The organism is Actinophytocola sp., from assembly GCF_049647105.1.
In the GTDB taxonomy this organism is placed as follows: Bacteria; Actinomycetota; Actinomycetes; order Mycobacteriales; family Pseudonocardiaceae; genus Actinophytocola.
The window spans coordinates 23,610-46,011 of sequence record NZ_JBARWZ010000232.1; the positions used below are offsets into that span (position 1 = coordinate 23,610).

At 69.1% G+C, this 22,402-nt stretch carries 18 protein-coding genes; 6 read left to right on the forward strand and 12 right to left on the reverse strand.

Going from position 1 to position 22,402, the window contains the following annotated elements:
* Positions 1 to 189 precede the first annotated feature (189 nt).
* From WBA97_RS27900 to WBA97_RS27925, 6 genes are all read right to left on the reverse strand, one after another.
* Positions 190 to 1,203 (reverse strand): GDSL-type esterase/lipase family protein, encoded by a 1,014-nt coding sequence (locus WBA97_RS27900; RefSeq protein ID WP_424233911.1) that lies wholly within the window; start codon positions 1,201 to 1,203, stop codon positions 190 to 192.
* Positions 1,204 to 1,225: 22 nt separating this feature from the next.
* A complete protein-coding gene (locus WBA97_RS27905) occupies positions 1,226 to 3,202 on the reverse strand; it encodes an FtsX-like permease family protein (protein ID WP_424233912.1) in 1,977 nt (658 codons plus the stop codon).
* Positions 3,202 to 3,912, reverse strand: coding sequence for an ABC transporter ATP-binding protein (locus WBA97_RS27910; protein ID WP_424233913.1), 711 nt, complete (start codon positions 3,910 to 3,912; stop codon positions 3,202 to 3,204). The genes WBA97_RS27905 and WBA97_RS27910 overlap by 1 nt, the downstream gene beginning before the upstream one ends.
* A gap of 70 nt (positions 3,913 to 3,982) precedes the next feature.
* Positions 3,983 to 5,236: a beta-ketoacyl-[acyl-carrier-protein] synthase family protein gene (locus WBA97_RS27915; RefSeq protein WP_424233914.1), complete on the reverse strand. Its 1,254-nt coding sequence runs from the start codon at positions 5,234 to 5,236 to the stop codon at positions 3,983 to 3,985.
* Positions 5,233 to 5,661 carry a cupin domain-containing protein gene (locus tag WBA97_RS27920; protein WP_424233915.1) on the reverse strand — a complete coding sequence of 143 codons (429 nt, stop codon included), beginning with the start codon at positions 5,659 to 5,661 and terminating at the stop codon, positions 5,233 to 5,235. The genes WBA97_RS27915 and WBA97_RS27920 overlap by 4 nt, the downstream gene beginning before the upstream one ends.
* Positions 5,658 to 5,993, reverse strand: coding sequence for a TcmI family type II polyketide cyclase (locus WBA97_RS27925; RefSeq protein ID WP_424233916.1), 336 nt, complete (start codon positions 5,991 to 5,993; stop codon positions 5,658 to 5,660). The genes WBA97_RS27920 and WBA97_RS27925 overlap by 4 nt, the downstream gene beginning before the upstream one ends.
* A gap of 140 nt (positions 5,994 to 6,133) precedes the next feature.
* On the opposite strand from WBA97_RS27925, the gene WBA97_RS27930 reads away from it, so the two are divergent.
* The 5 genes from WBA97_RS27930 to WBA97_RS27950 are packed head-to-tail and all read left to right on the forward strand — an operon-like array spanning position 6,134 to position 10,280.
* Positions 6,134 to 7,600, forward strand: coding sequence for a peptide MFS transporter (locus WBA97_RS27930; protein WP_424233917.1), 1,467 nt, complete (start codon positions 6,134 to 6,136; stop codon positions 7,598 to 7,600).
* 44 nt (positions 7,601 to 7,644) lie between these two features.
* The gene (locus tag WBA97_RS27935) at positions 7,645 to 8,841 is read left to right on the forward strand and encodes a ketosynthase chain-length factor (RefSeq protein ID WP_424233918.1); all 1,197 of its coding nucleotides are present in this window, start codon (positions 7,645 to 7,647) and stop codon (positions 8,839 to 8,841) included.
* A gap of 19 nt (positions 8,842 to 8,860) precedes the next feature.
* Positions 8,861 to 9,613, forward strand: a complete 753-nt coding sequence (locus WBA97_RS27940) for an SDR family NAD(P)-dependent oxidoreductase (protein WP_424233919.1) — start codon at positions 8,861 to 8,863, stop codon at positions 9,611 to 9,613.
* Positions 9,613 to 9,984, forward strand: coding sequence for an antibiotic biosynthesis monooxygenase family protein (locus tag WBA97_RS27945; protein ID WP_424233920.1), 372 nt, complete (start codon positions 9,613 to 9,615; stop codon positions 9,982 to 9,984). The genes WBA97_RS27940 and WBA97_RS27945 overlap by 1 nt, the downstream gene beginning before the upstream one ends.
* On the forward strand, positions 9,981 to 10,280 hold the full coding sequence (locus WBA97_RS27950; RefSeq protein ID WP_424233921.1) for an antibiotic biosynthesis monooxygenase family protein: 300 nt from the start codon (positions 9,981 to 9,983) through the stop codon (positions 10,278 to 10,280). Before WBA97_RS27945 ends, WBA97_RS27950 begins: the two co-directional genes overlap by 4 nt.
* Before the next feature lie 185 nt (positions 10,281 to 10,465).
* On the opposite strand, the gene WBA97_RS27955 is transcribed toward WBA97_RS27950, so the two are convergent.
* Positions 10,466 to 13,261, reverse strand: coding sequence for a BTAD domain-containing putative transcriptional regulator (locus tag WBA97_RS27955; protein ID WP_424233922.1), 2,796 nt, complete (start codon positions 13,259 to 13,261; stop codon positions 10,466 to 10,468).
* 256 nt (positions 13,262 to 13,517) lie between these two features.
* Between WBA97_RS27955 and WBA97_RS27960 the strand changes: the two genes are divergently transcribed.
* The gene (locus WBA97_RS27960; RefSeq protein ID WP_424233923.1) at positions 13,518 to 14,198 is read left to right on the forward strand and encodes a TenA family protein; all 681 of its coding nucleotides are present in this window, start codon (positions 13,518 to 13,520) and stop codon (positions 14,196 to 14,198) included.
* On the opposite strand, the gene WBA97_RS27965 is transcribed toward WBA97_RS27960, so the two are convergent.
* From WBA97_RS27965 to WBA97_RS27985, 5 genes are all read right to left on the reverse strand, one after another.
* Complete coding sequence (locus WBA97_RS27965) at positions 14,187 to 15,329, reverse strand: nucleotide disphospho-sugar-binding domain-containing protein (RefSeq protein WP_424233924.1); 1,143 nt, start codon at positions 15,327 to 15,329, stop codon at positions 14,187 to 14,189. The two genes, WBA97_RS27960 and WBA97_RS27965, sit on opposite strands and share 12 nt — an antisense overlap.
* 25 nt (positions 15,330 to 15,354) lie before the next feature.
* Positions 15,355 to 17,319, reverse strand: a complete 1,965-nt coding sequence (locus WBA97_RS27970; RefSeq protein WP_424233925.1) for a BTAD domain-containing putative transcriptional regulator — start codon at positions 17,317 to 17,319, stop codon at positions 15,355 to 15,357.
* A gap of 246 nt (positions 17,320 to 17,565) precedes the next feature.
* Entirely contained in the window at positions 17,566 to 18,924 is a 1,359-nt protein-coding gene (locus WBA97_RS27975) for an MFS transporter (RefSeq protein ID WP_424233926.1), read from the reverse strand.
* Positions 18,925 to 19,155: 231 nt separating this feature from the next.
* On the reverse strand, positions 19,156 to 20,361 hold the full coding sequence (locus WBA97_RS27980) for a cytochrome P450 (protein WP_424233927.1): 1,206 nt from the start codon (positions 20,359 to 20,361) through the stop codon (positions 19,156 to 19,158).
* A 237-nt stretch (positions 20,362 to 20,598) separates the two neighbouring features.
* The gene (locus WBA97_RS27985) at positions 20,599 to 21,918 is read right to left on the reverse strand and encodes a cation:proton antiporter (RefSeq protein ID WP_424233928.1); all 1,320 of its coding nucleotides are present in this window, start codon (positions 21,916 to 21,918) and stop codon (positions 20,599 to 20,601) included.
* Positions 21,919 to 22,402 lie beyond the last annotated feature (484 nt).

Here is a 22,402-nt window from a genome sequence, read left to right on the forward strand (position 1 = left end):
CGGGGGAGGCGGTGCCAAGGCGGGACGTTCTTCACCGCCACATTCGACCGGGGACTGGGCCATTGGGCCGCATGCAATCGACCGGTCGCCCCGCCCGCCACCCGCCTCCTGGCCACATTCTTACGGGATTGTCCTTTCGTGACGAGTGAATTCACGGCGCATCCGTAACGACCCGTGTGGACAGCCCCGTCACCACCGTGCGTGCAGGTTTCCGTCCGAGCCGATGACACAGGCCGCGCTGGCGCGGTCGGAGTTCACGAACTCCGTGACGCATCTGCCCAGCTGCCGGTGGCCTCGGGCGTTGGGGTGGAAGGACTCCTGCACCAGGTGCGGTCCGAAGTCGACGCCGATCAGTGACTCCGGGGAGACCGTCAGACGGTTCTGCCATTCCGTTGACGGCCGGTCGCCGCCGCTGCAGGCCTCGCGGCCCTCGGTGGCCCTGGAGAGGTCCAGGAACCTTACGCCGGTGCGGCCCGCCACGTCGCGAAGCGCGGCCGAGAGCTGGGGAACGGCGACGGTGCGGGCGAAGCGGGCGTCCGCCGGTTCGACCGGGCACTCGACCGTGGTGTCCATTCGTTCGGTCAGGGGAGACGCGTAGGACATCAGGACGAGGCTGTAGTCGTCCTTCGCGTAACCGGCCTCGGACATCGCGGTCGCCACGTCGTTGACGGCGTTCTCGACCTTGGGTGCCATCGCGGACAGGCGTCCCGGCCACTCGGCTTCGAGGTCGTCCCGGCAACCCTGGCCGAACGGGATCAGCCATTCGAGGACGCAGGTGATCATCGACTCGGCGAACGCCGGGTCGTCGTCCGCGCCGACCTGGACGACGACCGTCGTGACCCGGTACCGGCCTGCCACGTCGACCAGGCGGCGGGCCTGGGACCGTTCCGTGTGGTGCGTGGTGTCGGCCAGCGAGACGTTGACCGCATCGGCGCCGGAACAGGCCAGGTTGACCTTCCGGTCGGCCACCGAGGTGTGATGGACCAGCGCGTTGGCCGACCGGTGACACCAGTTGCCGTTCTCGCCCCGCGTGCCGGGCTCGTAGTCGCCCGCGCCCTCCCCGGCGGCGGCGCTGTCGCCGAGGGTGACGATCGCGGTCGCGCGGTCGTCCTGTCGCGAGTCCGAGAAGTGCGCGCCGACCGCGAGGATGGCGCCGATCAGTACCGCGGCGAGCGCGAGACCGATGATCCCCGTTCGTCGCATGTCCGTGCCCCCCATCGGATGCCTACTCGCGTTCGGACAGGTCGGTGCTCACCCGGGCGAGGATCGGCCGGGTCGTCCGGTCCGCGAGCAGCAGTGCGAGCACGCCGACCGCGATGAGGCCACCGAAGATGCCGAGGCTGTAGGGATTGAGCAGGCTGGCCGCGCCGAGCGTCAGGCCGCTCGCGAGCCCGGCGACCGCTGCCGTCCCACCGAGCATGGCGGTCGGCAGGACCATCTCGCGACGTTGCGCCGCGATCAGGACCGTCTGCGGGGTGCCTGCCAGGTTGAGGGCGATCAGGGTCTCCCGCTGGTCGAAGATTCGCGCGATCGCACCGATGACCATGGAGGTGAGCGCGACCAGTGCCGCGATCGGCAGCACGAGGAAGCCGATGACGACGCCGTCTCGTACGAGCCACATGGTGGGCAGGTCCTCTGCCATCCTCATCTCCGGGCCCCAGAGACCGGCCTCGGTCATGGCGGTGCGTGCGCGGTCCTGCTCGGTGGGATCGGGCGTGACCAGCGAAAGGGTGGCCCACTTGTCGTCGAGCCACTCCGGCGGCGGGGTCGTCTCGACGTCCGCCCTCACCTCCTCGGCCGCCAGCACCGTGCCTGCCTCGCGGGCGGTGGCGTCGAGGGAGCCGGCGGGCACGACGACCTCGAGCCGGTCCGCGCTCGCCGCGTACTGTCCGACGTTGCCGAGCCCGACCGGGAGGCCCGCGGCGGCGAAGCCGGCGATGAAGGCCGCCAGCGCCATGCCGCCGACCGTCCGCCATGCGCTCCTCGGGTTTTCCGACAGGCGCCGGCCGGCAAGGAACGTCGCGGGCCCGGAGGCACGTCTGGCGATGAACCTGCCGAGCCAGGCGACGAGCCATGGGCCGGTCGACAGGAGGCCCCAGCCCAGGATCACCACGGCGGTGAACCCGGCACTCACGAAGGCGTTGGTGCTCCTGAGCCAGAAGAGGCCCACCGCCGCGCCGATGAAGACGAGGCTCCACCAGCGCGTACGCGCAGGCTCGCGACGGGCCTGGCGGTAGGTGCCCAGCGGGTCGCGCACCGCGGGCAGGAGCCCGGTCAGCGCGCCGAGGGTCATCACGCCCACCACCGCGGCCACCGTGACGACGGTGAGCAGCACGCCGGGCCGCACGTCCGACGGGAACCAGCCACCGCCCTTGATCTGCACCTGGGACGCCAGCGGCACGAGGACACGATGGAGCACGGCACCGCACACCGCCCCGACACCCGTGAGCGTCGCCAGTTCGATGACGGTCAGCCGGGCCACCTGCGACGTGGTGGCGCCGAGCAGCCGAAGGGTGGCGAGCCTCCGCTGCCTGCGTCCCGCCATCAGCCGGGAGGCGAGGCCGCCGAGACCGGCGAGGGGAAGGGCCGTCATGACGACGACGAGCAGAGCCATGTCCCGGTACGTGGTCTGGTAGACATCCGGCGTGGCCGACCAGCCGTCGATCCTCGTCGGTGTCACCGACGCGGTCGCGTTCCACTGGTGGGGTTGGCGGTCCTCGGTCATCGCGGGATCGTCGGGACTCCGGCCGACCACCGCGACGAGCTCGTCGGGACTCTCCAGGGCCGCCTGGCCGAGTTCGGCGGTGACGGGGCCGGGGAACCGGTCGGCGAGCTGGTCCTCTGGCCGGTCCGCGATCAGGTCGGCGAGGGCGGGGGAGACCCACACATCGCCCGGCGCGGGGAACCTGCCCATGCCCGGCACGGCGGGCGGGTTCCCGGTCAGCGCGGCGAGCTCGACGACCGCCAGCGGCCGTTCCTCGAAGTAGCCGGTGAATCCGCCCTGGATCGCCGTCGGCTCGCCGGCCGCCGCGTCCGGGGTGCGCCACGCCGTCCGCTCCGCCCGGTTGTCCAGCCCCTGCTGCAGGCCAAGCAGGAGCAGCAGGACGAAGGTGATGACAACGCCGGCCACGAGGGGCAGACCGACCTCGAGCCGGGCGGATCGCCCGCCGCCGCGCAGCAGGCGCAACCACAGCCCGCGCATCAGGACACACTCCTCGAGTCGGACGCCGTCCGGCCGTCGACCACGCGGACGGTCCGGTCACAGCGGCTCGCGACCCGCTCGTCGTGGGTGACGAGGACCAGCGACGCCTGCCGGTCCCGCACGGTCGACACCAGCAGGGTCATGACGTCCTCGCCGGTCTCCGTGTCGAGTGCGCCGGTCGGTTCGTCGGCGAACACCACCGCGGGTTCGAGGATCAGTGCGCGAGCTATCGCGACCCGCTGTGCCTGACCTCCGGACAGCTCGCCGGGGCGCCGGCCCTCGAGACCGTCGAGGCCGAGTGCGGGGAACAGCTCCCGCGCCCGCGAGATCGCACCGCGGCGGCTGGTGCCCGCGAGCATCAGCGGAAGCGCCACGTTCTCGTCGGCGAGCAGCTCCGGGAGCAGCCCAGGGAACTGGAAGACGAAGCCGAAGTCGGACCGCCGCAGCTCGGCTCGCCGGGCGTCCGGGAGCGTGCTGACACAGACATCGTTGAAGAACACGTCCCCGCTGTCGGGTGTCATGACGCCCGACAGGCAGTAGAGCAGCGTTGACTTACCCGACCCACTCGGTCCCATGACGGCGACCGACTCGCCGCGACCGACCGTGATCGAGGCTTCGTGCAGGACGGTGTTGTGGCCGTAGTCCTTCGTGAGCCCCGCGCCGGACAACACGGGCCGACGGTGCGGCACATCCTGATCGATTAGCGACATAGGGCAAACTTAGTCGCCATGCAACTAAGCGACAATCCGGGAAAACCCTGATTCACCCTCAGGCACCACATCAGGGTCGGCGGAGAACAACGGCGGTCTGGAAGCCGCCGAAGCCGCTGCCCACGCTCAGCACGACCTCCATTTCGTGGTTCCGCGCGGTCACCGGCACGTAGTCCAGGTCGCATTCGGGGTCGGCGTTGTGCAGGTTCGCGGTCGGGGGCACGATCTGACGATCAAGGGCGAGGGCACACGCGGCTATCTCGAGCGAGCCGATCGCGCCGAGGGAATGGCCGACCATGGATTTGATCGAGCTGACCGGAATCTCGTAGGCACGTGCACCGAGGCCGCGTTTGAACGCCGCCGTCTCGTGCCGGTCGTTCTGCTTCGTGCCCGATCCGTGCGCATTGATGTAGTCGATATCCGATGGCACCACCTCCGCCCGCCTCATGGCGACCGTGATCGCCTCGGCCATCTCCCTGCCGTCCGGTTTCAGGCCGGTCATGTGAAAGGCATTGCTGCGGCTCGCGAAGCCGGCGATCTCGGCATAGATCCGCGCGCCGCGGCGGCGTGCCGAGGTGGCTTCCTCCAGCACCATCACCGCGGCGCCTTCCCCGAGCACGAACCCGTCGCGGTCGGCGTCGAACGGCCGGGACGCGTGCGCGGGATCGTCGTTGTTCGGTGACGTGGCCTTGATCGCGTCGAAGCAGGCGGAGGAGATCGGTGAGATGGGTGCGTCGGTGGCACCCGCGAGCACCACATCCGCCGAGCCGTCCCTGATGAGCGCCGCTCCGTGCCCGATCGCGTCCAGCCCGGACGTGCAGCCGGTGGAGATCAACGCCGTCGGTCCCTCCGCGGCGACCTCCCAGGCCACCTCGACCGCCAGCGTGCTCGGCACCATGTAGCCGTACAGGTGCGGTACCCCGTAGGTGTGGTCGACGAGCCAGCGCCGTCCATCGTCGGCGAGCACGGTGTACTCCTCCTCGAGGCCCATGGTGCATCCCACGGCACTGCCGATGCTCACGGCCACCCGCTCCGGGTCATGCGAAGCGGGGTCGAGTCCGCTGTCGGCGACGGCCTCCCTTGCACCGACGACGGCGAACTGGGCGGCCCGGTCCATCCGCCGGATCTGTTGTGCGGAAAGCCCTTCGGCCCCCGGGTCGAAGTCGACCTCCGCGGCGATCCGCGAGCGGAACCCGCTCGGGTCGAACAAGGTGATCCGCCGGGTCGCGGTGCGGCCCTCGGTGAGCGTCGCCCAGAACGACTCCCTGCCGACCCCGCCAGGGGCCACCACGCCGATCCCCGTGATGACGGCACTTCTGCTCACCGAGCGCTCCCGACGTCCGGGTTCGGGGCGCCGGGTTCGGCCGGTTGCTCGGTGTCGACGTGACCGAGGTCCGGCCGGGGCGCGAGCGGGGACAGATGGAACACCACGTGCGCGCGCTCGTTCCCGATGTTGACCAGGCGGTGACGTACACCGATCGGCACGATCAGGGAGTCGTCCGGTGCGAGCCGGACCGGCACGCCGTCCATGGTCATCTCCAGCTCGCCCGCGATGACGTGGAGGAACTCCTCGGAGTACGGGTGGTAGTGCTCGGTGACCACCTCGCCGGGTGCCAGCCACAGCACACCACCGAAGCCGGAGGTCGAGCCGACGGTCCTGGGACTGAGCGTGACCCGGATGTCCCCGCCACGGCGGCGGTTGGGCTCGACGTCCGAGGCGTTCACCTTGCTCCGCGCCGTCGTGGTCATCGCACCCGTCCTTCCTCGGCGGTCCACACGTAGAACGGTGTGGCCATGGCGTCCTTGGGTTCGGACCAGTCGGGGTCGTACGGCGAGACCAGCTCGGCCAGCCTGGCATTCAGTTCCTGGTACAGGGGATGGCTGCGTGCCTGGTAGAGGCTCGGTGAGATGTCCTGGTCGGCTTCGACAAGATGGAAATACAGGTCGTGGAAGCCGAACAGGGTGCGCCGCGAAACGCCGATCATGCGCGGCAGCTCCGTTTCATCGGACTTCGCGAAGGCGTCGGCGATATCGGCCGGAGTGTCCGTGGCCAGTTTCGCGACGATCAGGGTGCGATGCACTGTCGAGCCTCCCGTGTTCGGTCGCTACAGGGTTTCGACATACTCACCACGCTCGATGGGAACTCACTCGAAGAGGGGTCAGAGTTCCTCCTGCCCGGAACGCCAGGAGATCTCGAGCATGCCTCGGTACTGACACGGGTATGGAAGACGTCATCAGTCTGCGCGGTATGCCCCGCTGGTATGTGACGCTGTTCTTCAGCGACGCGCTGGAAAGGTTCGGCTTCTACGGGCTGCAGGCGATTCTCGTGTTGTACGCGTCGGCGCCGGAGTCCCTCGGCGGCCTCGGCCTGCCCACCATGGACGCGGCTTCTCTCTTCGGCGCGTGGATCGGTTTCATGTTCGTGCTTTCACTCGCCGGCGGCTGGGTGGGCGACCGCGTGCTGGGGAACCGGCGAGCACTGATGGTGGGTTGTCTGGTGAGCGCCGCCGGATATCTGTGTCTCACGGTGTCCTCTGGCTGGGCGGCCGCCGTCGGGTTGGTGCTGCTGGCCGTGGGCGGAGCGGTGTTCAAGCCGAACCATCAGACGATGATCAACAGGATGTTCGGCGGGAGCGCGGCCCGCGAGACGGGGATCTCGCTGATGTACGTCGCGACGCAGGTGTCCGCGCTGCTCGCTCCGCTGGTGGTCGGGTACCTGGGGGAGCGGGTCAGCTGGGCGCTCGCTTTCGCCGTGGCCGCAACGGTCATGGTCCTCACCGGGGTACAGCTCGGGTTGACCTCGGGGCAGTTCGGCGGCGTCGGGGACCGGCCCGTCCACCCGCTGACTCCCGCGCAACGCCGGTCCGCGACACGGAGGACGGGGTTCGCGGCCGCCGTGGCGGTCGCGCTGATCGTGTTGGGGCTGAACGGTTTCCTTGGTGCGCGGACCACGATCATGCTGGTCGGGATCCTCACCGTGCTCACCCCGATCGTCTGTTACGTCCTGCTGTATCGCAACGCCGCACTCGGCGACGGCGACCGGCGACGGCTGCGGGCCTATCTCGTGGTGTGTCTGGCCGCGGCGTTGTTCTGGATGGTCATCGCGCACGCGGCCTCTCTGCTGAACCTGTTCGCGAGGGATCACGTTGACCGGCAGGTGTTCGGCATGGTGATCCCGGCCAGCTGGCTGCAGGCCGCGACTCCCGTGTTCATCCTCGCGCTGGCGCCGGTGATCGCCTTCGTGCTGCCTGCGGTGAGCGGGCGCCACCACGTCGCGGTGCAGCTCGCCACCGGTCTTCTGCTGGTGGGTAGCGGTTTCCTGGTCATGTCCGTGGCCGCAGAGCTCGCCGGGAGCGGGGCGAAGATCTCCCCGCTGTGGCTGGTGGTGGTCTACCTGACCCACGCCAGCGGGGAGGTGATCGTCGCCGCGGTCACGATCTCGGCCGCCGCCGAGATCCTCCCTCCCGGTTTCATGGGACGCACGCTCGGCATGTTGTGGTTGTTCGCTGGGCTCGGCGGGGGCCTTGGCAGCGGCGTGGTGCGGCTCGCCGACGTGGTCCCGGAACCCGTCTACTACCTGGGGCTGGGTTCGGTCGCCGCCCTGTGTGGCCTTGTCCTGTTTGCCGGACGCGGCGCGTTGACAAGAGGTCTGACCGTCGTTCCCGAGATGAAAGTGGACCATCGATAGTGGACACCGAACTGGCTAGGGATGTTGGCGTCGCGGGCCCTGTGGTGACCGGGATCGGGATCGTGGCGCCGACCGGCGTCGGGATCGAGCAGCACTGGCAGGCCGTGCTGGCGGGAAAGTCGGGAATCAGCCGGATCAGCCGGTTCGATCCATCCGGTTACCCGGTGCGGTTCGCGGGCCAGGTGTCCGGGTTCGACGTCGGGGAGCGGGTGCCGAGCAGGCTGATCCCGCAGACGGATCACTGGACCCACATGGGTTTGGCCGCGACGGAGGCGGCACTGGCCGACGCGGGGGTGCGACCGGCCGAACTGCCGGAGTACGGGATGGGGGTCGTCACCGCGAGCTCGTCCGGTGGGACCGAGTTCGGCCAGCACGAGATGGAACGCCTGTACCTCAACGGGCCGTCCTGGGTCGGTGCGTACCAGTCGATTGCCTGGTTCTACGCCGCGACAACGGGTCAGGTGTCGATCAGGCACGGCATGCGTGGTCCCTGCGGCGTGCTGTGCAGTGAGCAGGCAGGCGGGCTGGACGCACTCGGCCAGGCACGCAGGCTGATCCGCCAGGGCACGCGACTGGTGATCAGCGGCGGCACCGACGCGTCCCTGTGTCCCTACGGCCTGGTGGCGCAGCTGTCCAGTCATCTTCTGTCCACATCGGACGACAAGGACAGGGCGTACCTCCCGTTCGACGTGGCCGCCTCCGGTTATCTTCCCGGCGAAGGCGGTGCCATGCTGGTCGTGGAGGACGCCGGTGCGGCGCGAGGGCGTGGTTACGGGTCCATCGCCGGCTACGCGGCGGGTTTCGACCCGCCACCGGGCTCGTCCCGCCCGCCCGCGCTGCGCCGCACCATCGAGCGCGCTCTCGCCGACGCGGACGTTCGTCCGTCCGATGTGGACGTCGTGTTCGCGGACGCTTCCGGGGTACCGGAACACGATCTGGCCGAGGCCGAGGCGATCAGTGCCGTGTTCGGGCCGGGGGCGGTGCCGGTGACCGCGCCGAAGACGTTGACCGGGCGGCTCTACGGCGGTGGCGCGGCGCTCGATGTCGCCACCGCGTTGCTGGCCATGCGGGACGGCGTGCTGCCACCGACCGCCGGGCCGATCCGGCTGGCGCCCGGCTGCGACATAGATCTGGTGCTGGGACAACCGCGCGACGGCGTGCTGGCGACGGCGGTCGTGCTTGCCAGGGGATATCAGGGCTTCAACGCCGCGCTCGTCCTCCAACGATCCGTTGCCGAATGACAGAAACTGGAGAGTGACGATGAGTTTCACCGTGAAGGGCAAGAAGGCACTGGTGACCGGCGGTACCCGAGGTGTGGGCCGGGGGATCGTGCTGGCGCTCGCGCGCGAGGGCGTCGACGTGATCACGTGCTACCGGCAGGACGGCGAACTGGCCGGCTCGCTCGAACGTGAGCTGAAGGAGATCGGCGGGCAGCACGCGGTGGTGCGTGCCGACCTGACCGACAGCGAACAGGTCACCGCACTGCTCGGTGAGTGCGAGAGCCGGTTCGGCCGGCTCGACCTCGTGGTGAACAACGCGGCCGCGATCAGCCACATCCCGTACGGCGAGTTGCCGATCGAGGAGTGGCGCCGGGTCGTGGACACGAACCTGACCTCGGTGCACCTGGTGATCCAGGGGGCACTGCCGCTGCTCGGTGCCGGCAGTTCGGTGGTGAGTATCAGTTCGAAGTCCATCGAGGTCGGGATTCCGCTGCGGGCGCACTACACGGCGACCAAAGCCGCTCTGCTCGGTCTGAACAAGTCACTGGCCAAGGAGTTCGGGGCCCGCGGCATCCGGTTCAACGTGCTGTCCCTCGGCATGATCTACACCGAGGCCTTCGACGCGATGCCTGCCAAGCAGCGGGAGCAGATGGTCGAGCGGTACAGCGGGATGATCTCACTCGGGCGGCTGGGCAGTCCGGACGAGGTGGCGGGCGCGGTGCTGTGGCTCGCCGGTGACCTGTCCCGCTACGTCACCGGAGCCGTGGTGCCGGTGGACGGCGGTATCTCGTGATGGCGCGGGACAGCGGCGCCGTGTTCCGGGTGATGCTGCGGATGCTGATCAAGCCGGGGATGGCCGCCGAGTTCGAGCGGGTGTGGCTGGAGATCGGCGACTCGATCACCTCCCACCCGGCCAACCTCGGGCAGTGGCTGGCCCGCGCCTCGAACGAGGACGGGGCCGAAGACCGGGTCTACTACATCGTCAGCGACTGGGTGAACGAGTCGAGGTTCCGCGAGTTCGAGACCAGCGACCGTCATCTGGAGCACCGGAAGAAGCTGCACCCGTACCGGTCGGGAGGCTCGATGAGCACCATGCGTGTCATCGCGCACCTGCCGGGTGTCGCGAGCCCGGCGACCCACCGGCAGTGGGAGGAGGCCAGATGACCGGCGTGCGCGTGCTCCTCTACCACACGACCGACGACGTGGCAGGCATCGAGGCGGCGTACCACCGCGCGAGCGAGCACCTGGCCGGGGTGCCCGGCCTGCTCGGGAACGAGTTGCTGCGGTCGATACCCGACCCGCGCGGGTTCGTGGTGCTGAGCTCCTGGCGTGCCGTCGCGGACTTCGAGGCGTGGGAGCGGGGACCCGACCACAAGCGCCAGACCGCGCCGCTCCGGCCGTTCCGCGACACCACGATGAGCAGGCCGTTCGGGATCTACCGGGTGACGGCAACCTACTGACCAGGGGGCGGATCACGATGCGGCAACCGACACCGGAGGAGGAGCGACGCCTGCGAGAACGTTGGCGTCGCGTGGGAAGGGCACTGTTCGCCGCGCTGGCCGCGGTCGGCGCGACGTGGACCGGACACCCGTACCGGTACCGGCCGCCGGGCACGAGGGAACGCGAGGACTGAGCACCCCCGGCGTCAGCCCTCGGCGAGATCGGCGAGATCGGCGAGATCGCGCTGGACGCGGTCGGCGTCACTGGCGCGATGCTGTGCCCGGTACAGCGTCAGTGCCGCCCGCCACGCGTCGCCTGCCCGCTCGTGCTGGCCGAGCGCGAGGTACGGATGGCCCAGCCAGCCGAGGGTGTCGGCCTCCTCATGGGCGTTGCCGAGGTCACGGAACAGGGCGAGAGCCTGCCGGAAGAGGTCGATGGCGCGGTCGTGGTCGCCGGCGTGGTACGCGATGTAGCCGAGGCTGTCCAGGGTGTACGCCTCACCGTCCCGGCTGCGATGCTGCCGGTGCAGGGCGAGCGCGGCCTCTCCGAATTCGCGGGCCTCGTCGTACTTTCCCAGCCTCGCGGTGCACCAGCCCATCTCGCTGAGCGCACTGGCCTCCCAGTCCGGGCTCTCGGTGGCCTGGTAGGCACGCAGCGCGTGTGACGCGTGCTCCAGCGACCGTTCGTCGTCACCCCGGCGTCCCCAGACCCACGCGAGGATCCGGTGGGCGTGCGCCTGGTCGGCCAGGCTGCCCCTCTCCTCCGCCATCGTTCTGGCGCGGTGCAGGTGATCGAGTGCCGCACTGTGCTGGTCGCTGACGGCCTGAGAGCGGCCGAGCATGATGTGGGCGATGGTCTGTGTCGCGGCATCCTCGAGCGCCTCGGCCGCGTGGACCGCCGCCGACCATGCGGTGAGCTGGTCGGGGAGGAGTTCCCGCCGGTGGTGGTGGAAGGTGTGCACGGTCCAGGCAACCTGCCACACGGCCTGGTGCCAGCCGTGTGTCACGGCGGCCCGCTGCGTGGCCATCAGGTTCGCGTGCTCGGCGTCGAACCATGCGATGGCCGATGCCGGGTCGGACAGGGGCTGGGGATGGCAGCCGGGTGGCAGCGGGTCCAGCTGGACCGGCCTGCTCCTGGGGTTCAGGAGCTGTTCCGCGGCGAACGCGGTGTGGAGATAGAAGCTGATCACCCGCCGCAGCGCGCCGTCCTGGTCGGCCTCCGGCAGGCGGAGCGCCTGTTCGGCGGCGTACAGGCGAACCAGGTCGTGCATGCGGTAACGGCCGGGCTGGTACTGCTGAACGAGGTTGGCGTTCTCCAGGTTTCGCAGCAGCATGGCGGCCGCGCCTGCGGGTGCGGCGATGAGAACGGCGGCGGCTGGCAGGCTGATGTCCGATCCCGGGGCGAGGCCGAGCAGCCCGAACACCTCGGCGGTGGGGCCGTCCAGCGCGCGGTAGGAGGACGTGAACACCGCACGGAGGTTCGTGGCCAATTCGCCGGCGTCCAGGGCGTTCAACCGCGTGGAGGCGGCGTCGAGCTCGCCTGCCAGTGCCCGCAGCGGGAAGCCGGGGTGCGCGCCGGCACGGGCGGCGATGATCCCCAGTGCCAGGGGGAGGCCGGCGCAGCGGTCCAGCAGCGCGGCCACGGCGTCGGGCTCTGCGGCGATCCGGTCGTGGCCGAGGTTCCCGGTCAGCAACGTCACCGCCTCGGCTCTGCTGAGGACGTCCAGATCGATCGCGCGTGCCGCGTGCGACGTGACCAGGGTGCTGAGCCGCTGGCGGCTGGTGACCAGCACCGTGCACGAGGGATCCCCTGGCAGCAGCGGTGCGACCTGTTCGGTGTTGTGCGCGTTGTCCAGCAGTACCAGCATGCGTTTGCCCGCCATCAGGCTTCGGTACAGCCCCGTCTGTGTGTCCGGCTCCACCGGAATCGCGGTGGGCGTCATCCCGAGCGCGGCGAGGAAGCCACGCAGCGCCGCCGTGGCGGGCATCGGCGCCTCGGCCGGGTCGAAGCCACGGAGGTTCACATACAGCTGCCCGTCGGGGAAACGCTGTGCGTTGCGGTGCGCCCACCGCAGGGCCAGCGCGGTCTTGCCGATTCCGCCAGCACCAACGATCTTGAAGATCGCCACGGAGTTTCCCGGCGAGCCGGATCCGGTGTCGAACGCCGTGTCCAGCCGCGCGAGCTCGGCCGCCCGGCCGGTGAAGTGTCCAGGCGGCGGCGGAAGCTGCCGCGGCACCGGGGCACCGCCGGTTTCCTGCGTGCCGGCCGGTGCGCGGCCGTTGTCGAGAATCCGCTGGTGCAGCTTCCGAAGCGGGGGACCGGGGTCGCTGCCGAGCTCGTCGCGCAGCTGCCGGGAGATCCGCGTGTAGGTGAGCAGTGCGTCGGCCTGCCGTCCGCTGCGGTGCTGCGCGAGCATCAGTTGCCTGGTGAGCCGCTCGTCCAGCGGATAGGCCGCGCTGTCGGCCGCCAGCGACGGCAGCACGGCCGCGTGGCGGCCGAGCCGGAGCTCGATGTCGTACCTGTCGAGGCTCGCGGACAGGCGCTCCGCTTCGAGCAGGGTCCGCAGCTCGTCGAGCCAGTCGCTGTGCAGCCCTTCGAACGCCTCACCCCGCCACAGGCGCAGCGCCTGGCCGAACAACTCCGACGCCGCCTGGTCGTCCGCGCTGGCTCGTCCCCGCTCGACCAGTGCGCGGAAGTCCTGGATGTCGATCGTCGCGTACTCGGCGCGCAGGACGTACCCCGATGACGTCCGGTCGATCTCGACGCCGGTGCCCTTGAACACGTCCCGCAGGCGGGACAGATAGACGCGCAGCGTGCCGGCGACACTGTATGGGGCATGGTCACCCCAAACCCGGTACACGAGCCGGTCCGGCGGCACCGCGCGACCGGCGTCCATCAACAGCGCCGCCAGTACACACCGCTGCCGGGCAGGCCCGAGGAGAACCTCGCGGCCCTCGATCGTCGCTGTGGTCTCACCGAGCAACCCGAACTCGACCCACACGTCTCCCGGACTCCGTCCCTCGGCATCGATACAACCGTCGTCCTGCGGATTCAACGATTATGCAACGTGGGCACAACGAGCGCCGACAACTGTGGTGACATCGCGGTCACCACGCCAACGGGCACCGCGAACATGAGTCGGACGTGACCGCACGCGCTGGGGGGAACGGCGGTCACGTCCGACTCGTCGTCCGAGCCGGTCCTCGTCCTGAGCACGCCTCGACGTCTCTTCGACCCCGGCCTGGGAACTTGACGGCATGCTCACCAACGACCTCAGGAAGACCGCTGAGCCGGTACTACGTGAGATCATCGACAACCCCTTCTGGGCCGGTCTGCGGGACGGTTCGCTGCCGGGGACCGCACTGACGCGTTTCGTCGGTCAGGACACCGGTCACCTGCTTCCCGCGCTGGGCAGGGCGTTCGCGGGATGCGCATCGGCCGCGCAAGACGACGGCCACGCCGCGCGGCTCGGGCTCTGCGCCCACGCCACCATCGAATCGGGGCCCCGCCTGCGCGAGGCGTTCGCGAACCTGGCCCCGTCGCTCGGGATCGAGCCCGCGAACGGGCGGGAGCCCGCCGATCCCACCACCTTCGCCTACTGCTCGTTCCTGCGAGCCGCCTCGGCCACCTCGTTCACCTCGGGGATCGGCGCGGTACTGCCGATGATGTGGTTCCACATGGAGGTGTGCGAGGACCTGTCGGCCAGAAGCCTGCCCGGCTCCCGTTACCTGCCATGGCTGGACGTGTACAACCCGGGGGAACAGGCGTGGCCGACGACCCGTGAGTTTCTCGGCATGGTCGACGAGATCGGCGAGCTGGCCTCGGCGGACGGCCGAGGTCAGCTCACCGAACACTTCTCCGTCGGCATCCGCTACGAGCTGGCGTTCGCGGATTCGGGACTGGCGCCACTGGGGCACGAAACGCGCTCAGGCGCGTAAGCCGACGCTGAGCCCCAGTTCGGGCACCAGCGCGGCGGGCGGCGGGCTGTCGTGCATCTCCTGCCGGATCCGGTGCGCCGCCGCGCGGTGCGAGCCGTCACCGAGCAGGCGTTCGGTCTCCGCCCGTAACCGCGACGGTTCCGCCTGCGCCGAGGTGAGCACCTCGGCGGCGCCACTGTCCGCCACCCTGCCTGCGTGCCCGGAGTGGTCCGGGAGCTGCGGGACCAGCAGCAGTGGCACTCCGTGGTGCAGTGCGGTCAGTGTGGTGCCCGCGCCGCCGTGCGCGATGACCAGGTCGCAGCCGGGCAGCAGGTGGTGCAGCGGCGCGTCGACGAACACCCGGGCGGCAGGCGGGCGCCTGCCGAGCAGCGGCACCTGCGCGGCCGACACGGCGGCGACGACCTCGACGTCGAGGTCGCTCACCGCGCGGATCACCGACGGCAACAGGAACCTGGCCGGGTCGGCGCCTGCGATCGTGTGCCCCCAGGTGACGCAGATCCTCGGTCGCCTGCCGGGCTCCGGTAACGGGTCCGGCAGCGTGCTCGGGCCGTTGAACGGCGTGTACCGCATCCGGAGGCGGTCGTAGTCGGCGGGCGGCTGGAGGCTGTCCGGGGTGGGGTCGATGGTGCCGAGCCCGAACGGGTCGAACTCGCCGACCCCGTGCTCCGCCGCCAGCGGCGCCAGTGCGGCAGGCAGCAGAGGTCTGGCCCGCAGTAACAGATCCGGTCCGTACAGGTGGCGCATCGCGGGCACGCCGACCGCGGCGGCGGCCATCGGCCCGGCCAGCGTCGTGGTCTCGTACACCACGACGTCAGGGCGCCACCGTCGCGCGAGCCCGATCAGGCCGCCCAGCATCGACTCCGTGAGGGCCAGCAACATCCGCATGGCACGCGGTCCCCCAGCCGTCCGGCCGTCCTCCGAGGCAGGCGACAGGTAGCCACGTACGAGGCCCATCGCGTCGATGTCCTGCCCTACACCGGCCGAGGGCAGTCCGGTCCGGACGATCTCGTCGACGAGACCGGGCTGGCTCGCCACGAGCACCTCGTGGCCCGCGGCACGGCAGGCCCACGCGAACGGCACCATGGCGTACAGGTGCGACCGCCATGCCCATGTCGTGAACAGCACTCGCATCGCAGAGCTCCTTCCACCGTGCTCGTCACGAAACCGGCTCGCATCCGGGGCGCAGTTCGTCGCGGGTTCCGTTGGTGTCCTGCTGCGCGGGGAAGTTCATCCCCACGCGGGGCGGCCGGTGGTCGTCCGCGTCCGGGGGCAGCTGGCGCCCCACCGCGCGCAGGATGGGCAGGATCCGGTAGCGCAGCAGGTCCGGCAGGTCACCGGTGTCGACGTGGAGGAACTGGAAGTCCGCCAGGTCGTCGAGCAGGGCCTCCGCGCGGGGTTCCGTCGTATGCAACACACGTGCGGCCAGCGTCGGCGAGAACGAGGTGGTGTCCATCGCGCACAGCACCCGGAAGGCCATCCGCACGTCGGACGGCATCAGCCGGTAGGTCCGCATGAGGCTGGCGTGCAGGTTGAACGCGTCGTGTCCCGGCGTGACCGGACGGGCGATCTCCGAGCTGATCCATTTGACCAGCTTGGAGAGCTTCCAGTGCGGCCGGACCTGAAGCCTGGCCGCCGAGGTGTGCAGTGCGGACGGCAGGCCGTCGCACATCCGGATCAGTTCCCACACCGTCGCGTGCTCCTTGGCGACCCGGTGCTCGCCGAGTATGTCGGTGAGCAGCCCGGCACTGTCCTGCATGCTGAGCGGGCACAGCTGGATGGTCGCGGTGATCGCCGGGGCGGCCATCCTGCGTCTGCCGGTGACCAGCAGGCCACAGCCGCCGCTGGAGGGCAGCAGGGGAAGCAACTGACCCATGCCGACGACGTCGTCGAGCGTGACCAGTATCCGCTTGTCGGCCGTACAGGTCCTGAACAGCCTGCAGCGCTCGCCCGTCGACTCGGGCACCTGGTCGTCCGGCACGTCGATCGAGCGCAGGAACTCGCCGAGCACGTCACGGGGGTCGGCCGGTCGTCCGTTGCCGTCGATCAGCCTGGCGTAGAGCTGGCCGTCCGGATACTGGGCGCTTGCCAGATGGCCGACCCGCGTGCAGAGCGCGGACTTCCCGGAACCAGGCGGCCCGACGACGAGGACCACCGGCGGGGCGTTGTGCCTGCCCACCGGCAGCGCCCGGAGCGTCGCCGACAGTTCGACATCCCTGCCGACCAGCGACGGCCCGTCTGGTGGCAGCTGACGTGGCAGCAGCGGCCGCTTGGTGACCAGGACCGTCTCCGGTGACGGGGGCGAGTCGAGACTCCGGTCCGCCGTCAGCACGGCGCGGTGCATCTGTTGCAGGTCGCTGGACGGATCGACGCCAAGCTCCGTCGCCAGTGCGGTTCGCGCGCGGTGATAGATCCTCAGTGCTTCGGAACGTCGCCCCGCGCGGTACAGCGCCAGCATCAGCCGTGCCTGAATACCCTCATGGGTTGGTTGCTGGGCGGCAAGGCTGGTGAGCTCGCCGAGCAGTTCGTGGTGCCGCCCCAACTGGAGATCGGCCTCGATCCGCCACTCGAGCGTGTTCTTGTGCATTTCGTCGAGACGCAGGATCTCGGTCTTGAGAGCCGGGCCACGGCCGACGTCCACCAGCGCGGGACCGCGCCACAGTCGCAGGGCCGAGGAGAACGACTCGGCCGCGGCGCGGGCGTCGCCCGACTCGAGCTCCGACCGGCCCCGATGGGCGAGCCGCTCGAACCGCAGTGAGTCGAGCGCCTCCTCGGCAAGGTCCAGCACGTAGCCGTACGGGGAGGTGCGCAGTGCGAGGTTCGCACCGCCGTTGTCATCGGAATGCCTTTTGTCCGACGCGACAGCGACCTGCAGGACCTTCCGAAGTTGATATATATAGGTTTGAAGAGTTGTGGTGACGCTGGTCGGCGGGTTGTGTTCCCAGAGTTCGTCGATGATCTGATCGGTACGGACGACGTTGTTCGCCTGAACGACGAGCAGGCTGAACATCGTTCGAAGTTTCGGCGCCGACGGGGTCAGGACGTCTCCGTCGCGGCGTATCTCCAACGGGCCTAGTAGATTGACCTCCACTGCACAGCTCCTCGGCTCAAGGCGTTGGTACATCGGAGTCTGCGGCGTACCGCAAGCACGGTCGCGCCTCGAGGCTCGAGAAGACTGGCCCCCCAGTGAACGCCGCCTTGCGCTTTAGGCGTGTGCTCGTTTGCCAACGGACTTCGAACCGACCGTAACAGCTCTCCTACCTGTCGTCTTGGAATTCGCTGGTGTGGCGGTCAAGAAGCGCCGGGAACAAGGACCTTGAACCCGATCCAGCCGTGACACGCGGACGTGTCACGGCTGGATTTCGAAAGATCATTCGGATTCGGTGACGTGATCAAATTTTCTCGGCACCGCGAGAGAGGCCAGGAAAGCCAGCGCGACGGCGATTACCGCCATCCACAGCGCATGGTCGTAACCTGTCGTGGCGTCGTGGGGGTCGTTCGATCCACGCACGATCAACTGTGCCGCGATGGTGATGCCGAGGGACACGCCGAGCCCGAACGCCGTCGAGTTGATGCCGGGCAGCACCCCACGATTTCGTTTCGGCGCGAGGAGCACGCTCAACCCGTTGGCCGCGGTGAGCGCCATGCCGTTGAACACGCCGAGCAGGGCCATCATGGCGACGGCAAGCCACTCCACGCGGGCGTCCACCGCCAGCGTCAGCGCGATCAGCACGGGCACGGCGCCGATCAGCGAGAATCGCAGCAGGCGGCTCCACCCGATCCTGGGTGCCAGATTCCCGGACAGCGGTGACGCGACCAGGGTGACGAGCGCGATCGGGACGAGGAAAAGGAGGGAGGAGACGATCGCCGAGTGCCCGTAGCCGCCGTCGGAATCCTGGCTGAGCACCGGCATGGTGTAGTTGATGACGCTCAGAATTCCGGTGAACGTGAGCGCGGAGGTCGCCACCACGGGCCATGCATCGCGGGAACGCAGGTACTCGACCGGGATCAGGGGAGCGGACTTCCGCTTCTCCACGATCCAGAACACGGCGAAGAGGGCCAGCCCGACGGCCACGAGTGAAATGGCGGCGACCGCACCGGCGTTCTCCGCCATGCCGACGCCCATCTGGATCGCGGTCAGGCTCAGGCACAACAGGATCGTGCCGGCGCGGTCCATCCTGCCCGACTGGGTCGGCGGCAGCTTCGGCAGCGCCATGGGCACGACCACGATGGTGACGAGGGTGAACACGGTCATGAAACCAAGCACGGCACGGAAACCGAAGGAGTCGGTGAGCCAGCCGGCGAGCACGACGTCGATGCTGGTCGCTCCGGCATAGGCGGCTGTGACAATGCCCATCCCGCGGCCGAACCGGTGATCGGGCTGAGTTTCCCGCAGAATGCGCAGCGCGAGTGGAAAGAAGGCACCGGACGCGGCCTGTAGCAGGCGCCCGAGCGCCAGTACGGTGATGTTGGGTGCGACCGTACTGATGGCAAGCCCGGTACAGGTCACGACAAGGCAGATCATGACGAGCTTGCGCCGGTCGACGTGGTCGCTGTAGCTGGCGGCCGCGATGGATACCAGCCCGGACACCATGAAGAAGAGACCGTGGATCACGCCCACCAGGTCGGTGGTGGTGTTCAGCCTCGTGGCCATGTCCGGCAGTGCGGGACTCAGCATCGTGTTGCACAGTTGAACGACGATCACGACCAGAACCAGCGCGGTGAGCACGACACCCGGTCTGGTGCCGGAACCAGATGTCGCCCTCACTTCTTTTTTCGCGCCTATCGATGGCATGTCGTACTCCCCAGAGATCGACTGTCACGAGCAAGATCGGAATCCTGCGGTGATGAATCTACGCGACTTACCGTACTCGGCGAAGTACGTTCAGCATCAGGGCGCACCCTGAATGTCGCCCTGATATCCATGGTCGACGCCGGATAATTCGTGAGAAGAATCCCGTCACGACCAGGTGACCGGTAGCAGGTGCAGGCCGTAGAAGACCATGTCCTCGTCACCGCGCCGAACCTGCTCGGCAGGCACCGCGAGACGAAGGCCGGGGATTCTTTGCAGCAGTGTGCCGATGGCAATCCTGATTTCGGCCCTGGCCAGATGTGCACCGAGGCAGTGGTGTGAGCCATAACCGAGGGCGAGATGGGTGGCCTCGTTCCGGTGCAGATCGAGCCGGTCCGGTTCGGTGTACGCGGCGGGGTCGCGGTTGGCGGCCGCCAGTGACGCGATCACGATCTCACCCGCGTGGACGCGCTGCCCCGCGACGTCGAAGTCCTCGCGTGCGACCCTGGTCAGTCCGAACTGGACAATGGTGAGGTAGCGGAAGAGCTCCTCGACAGCACTGCCGATCAGGTCCGGGTCGGCGCGCAGCGCGGCGAGCGCGTCCGGGTGTTCCAGCAATGCGAAGGTGCCGAGGGAGATCATGTGCGAGCTGGTCTCGAGCCCGGCGAGTAGGAGGAACGCCGCCATGTTGACGATTTCCTCGTCGGTGAGTCCCTGCCCGGCGTGCACGAGCTCACTGACGAGATCGGGACCGGGATCGGAGTGCCGGGCCGCGACGAGGTCGCCGAGGCCCTGGTAGATCCGCGTGTGTGCCGGCCGCAGCTGATCGGGCGACGAGTCGAGCGAGAACATCGTCATGACCGCGGCCTGAAAACCTGCCCTGGTCTCCTGAGGCAGGCCGAGGAGCTCGGAGACCATGGTGAGTGCCAGTGGCTTGGCGTACTGGCTGACCAGATCCGCCGGTGGGCCACTGTCGAGGATCCCGGCCAGCAGCCCGTCCACGATCTGCCGGATTCTTGGCGCGCGCTGCTCGACCCGTTTCGGGGTGAACCATGGCGCGATCAGCTTGCGGTACCTGGTGTGCTCCGGCTGGTCCATCGCCGCGAACGTGCCGGGCGGCACCTCCAGTTCCTCCTCCGGCAGTGGTAGTTCGGTGGCCGGGGTGACCTGGACCAGGTGCGGGGTGAGGCTGGTGTTGGCCAGCATGGTGCGGATGTCCTCGTAGCGGGTGACCAGCCACCCGGTACGCCCGCCGGGCAGTCGCACGGAGGTGATCGGGCGTTCCTCGCGGAGACGCGCGTACTCCTCGGGGGGATCGAACGGGCACCGTCGCCGGAAGGGGATGGTCACCGGGTCGGGCAGGATCTCGGTCATGTCGGCTGCTCCTGATCGGCTCGTCTGGCAGGGATGCCGGGACGTTGCGGCCCAGCGCTGGTGGCGCGGCGGAGATACGGTCCGGGACCCGCGAGTCCACGGTTCGGAACCCGCGAGTCCACGGTTCGGAACCCGCGAGTCTGGGGTTGGGGACCCGCGAGTCTTCGGTTCGGGACCCGCGAGTCCACGGTTGGGGACTCGCGAGTCTTCGGTTCGGGACCCGTGAGTCCGCGGCGGTCAGCTCGCCCGATCCCGTTGGGGTGTCCAGGACCGGTGTTCCCGCTCACGCAGCCGCTCCTCGGCGGTGTACTCCACCCGGCGCATGGCCAGTCGCAGCACCGGTGGTGCCATCACCGAGGTGACGATCGCGACGAGCAGGATGATCGTGTAGCTCGCCACGTTCAGCACGCCGAGCCGCAGACCGGCCATGGCGACGACGACCTCCACGACGCCGCGTGCGTTCATCCCGGCGCCAAGGGCCAGCCCTTCCCACGAGCTGAGCCTGCTGGCACGCGCACCGAGGTAGGCACCCGCGAACTTGCCGAGGATCGCGACGGCGAGCACCACCACGGCCGCGAACAGCACGCTCGGTTCGCCGAGCGCGGTCAGGTCCATCCGAAGTCCTGCGCTGGCAAGGAAGATCGGTGCCAGCACGGACAGGACGATGGTACGCAGCGGTGCGAGCCGTGCGGCGTACGCGGGCCCGATCACGATGCCGGCGACGAAGGCACCGAAGATCGGTTCCATCCCGAGCGAGTGTGTGGCCGCCGCGCCGAGCAGCATGATCACCACCGTCAGCGCGATCGTGGGGGAGGACCCGTCCGTGCGGGAGGTCATCCGCAGCGACAGCCGCACCAGCGGCCTGGCCACCAGCAGCGACGCCATGACGAACACGACGAGGACGGCGATGGACAGCACCACCTTGTCCGCACGCAGTCCGATCGTCGCCATCGCGGACACGACCGACAGCAACAACCAGCCCACCGCGTCGTCGATCATCCCGGCGGCGAGCGTCAGCTGGCCGACCTCGCGGTGCATCAGGTTCATGTCGCTCAACGTCTTCGCGATGACCGGGATGGCGCTGACGCACATCGCGACGCCGAGGAAGAGCGCGAACACCGGTCGCGCCGAGTTCTCGGCAAGCAGCGACGCCGGAAGCAGGTAGCCGAGCCCGATGCCGAACCCGAGCGGGATCACCAGGCCGCAGATGCTGATCCTGGCCGCGGTGCCCGCCCGCCTACGCACCATCCTGGTGTCCAGTTGTGCCCCCGTGATGCCGACCAGCAGGAGCACACCGAACTGGCCGACTGCGTCCAGCAGGTGTACCTGGGCGGGTCGGGCGGGCAGTAGCCAGCCGGTGAGGCCCGGCGTCAGCTGTCCGAGCAGGGACGGCCCGAGGAGCACGCCGGTGAGCAGTTCACCGACGATCACGGGCATGCCCAGCCGGGCCGCCAGGCGACCGAGGCACAGCGCGAGCAGGAGCAGGATGGCCAGCTGCAACAGGAAAACGAGCAGTGAGTGGGCCGCCAGCGGCGGAGTGGGCGCGGGTGATGACACGAAGCAGGATGCTTCACCGGCCTGATCCAGCCGGGTTCGAACGGCACTCGACCCCGGGAGCGTGGCTCCCGGGGTCGATTCTCGAGCTGTCCGTGCCCAGGTTTCGAGACGGCCGGAACCGCCCGGCTACGCCAGCAGGAGGTCGGCAAAGTCCTTTCCGCTGTCAGTGAAGCAATTCGATGCCATGAAAGACGCAGGGACATGGCCGGAAGGGCGCTTTCGGGACGTTGTGCCTGAGTCCCACCGGTGTTCTTCTTGGTTATCTGGTCGTGCGGTGGGTGTCGGCCTGGTCAAGCCCGCTTCGCGGGTCGGGCGCGCAGCGCCCGCCCCCAGCGGCGTTCTGTCAGAGGTGGCGGACAGGCGCGATGTCCCGAAAGACATCCCAGGAGCGTAGATGTCAAGCAGCGGCTGGCTCGGTGTGATGAGTCCAGGCGGTTGTCTCGTTGTAGTGGGTGCGGCTGCGGAGACAGCCGTGGAGGATGCC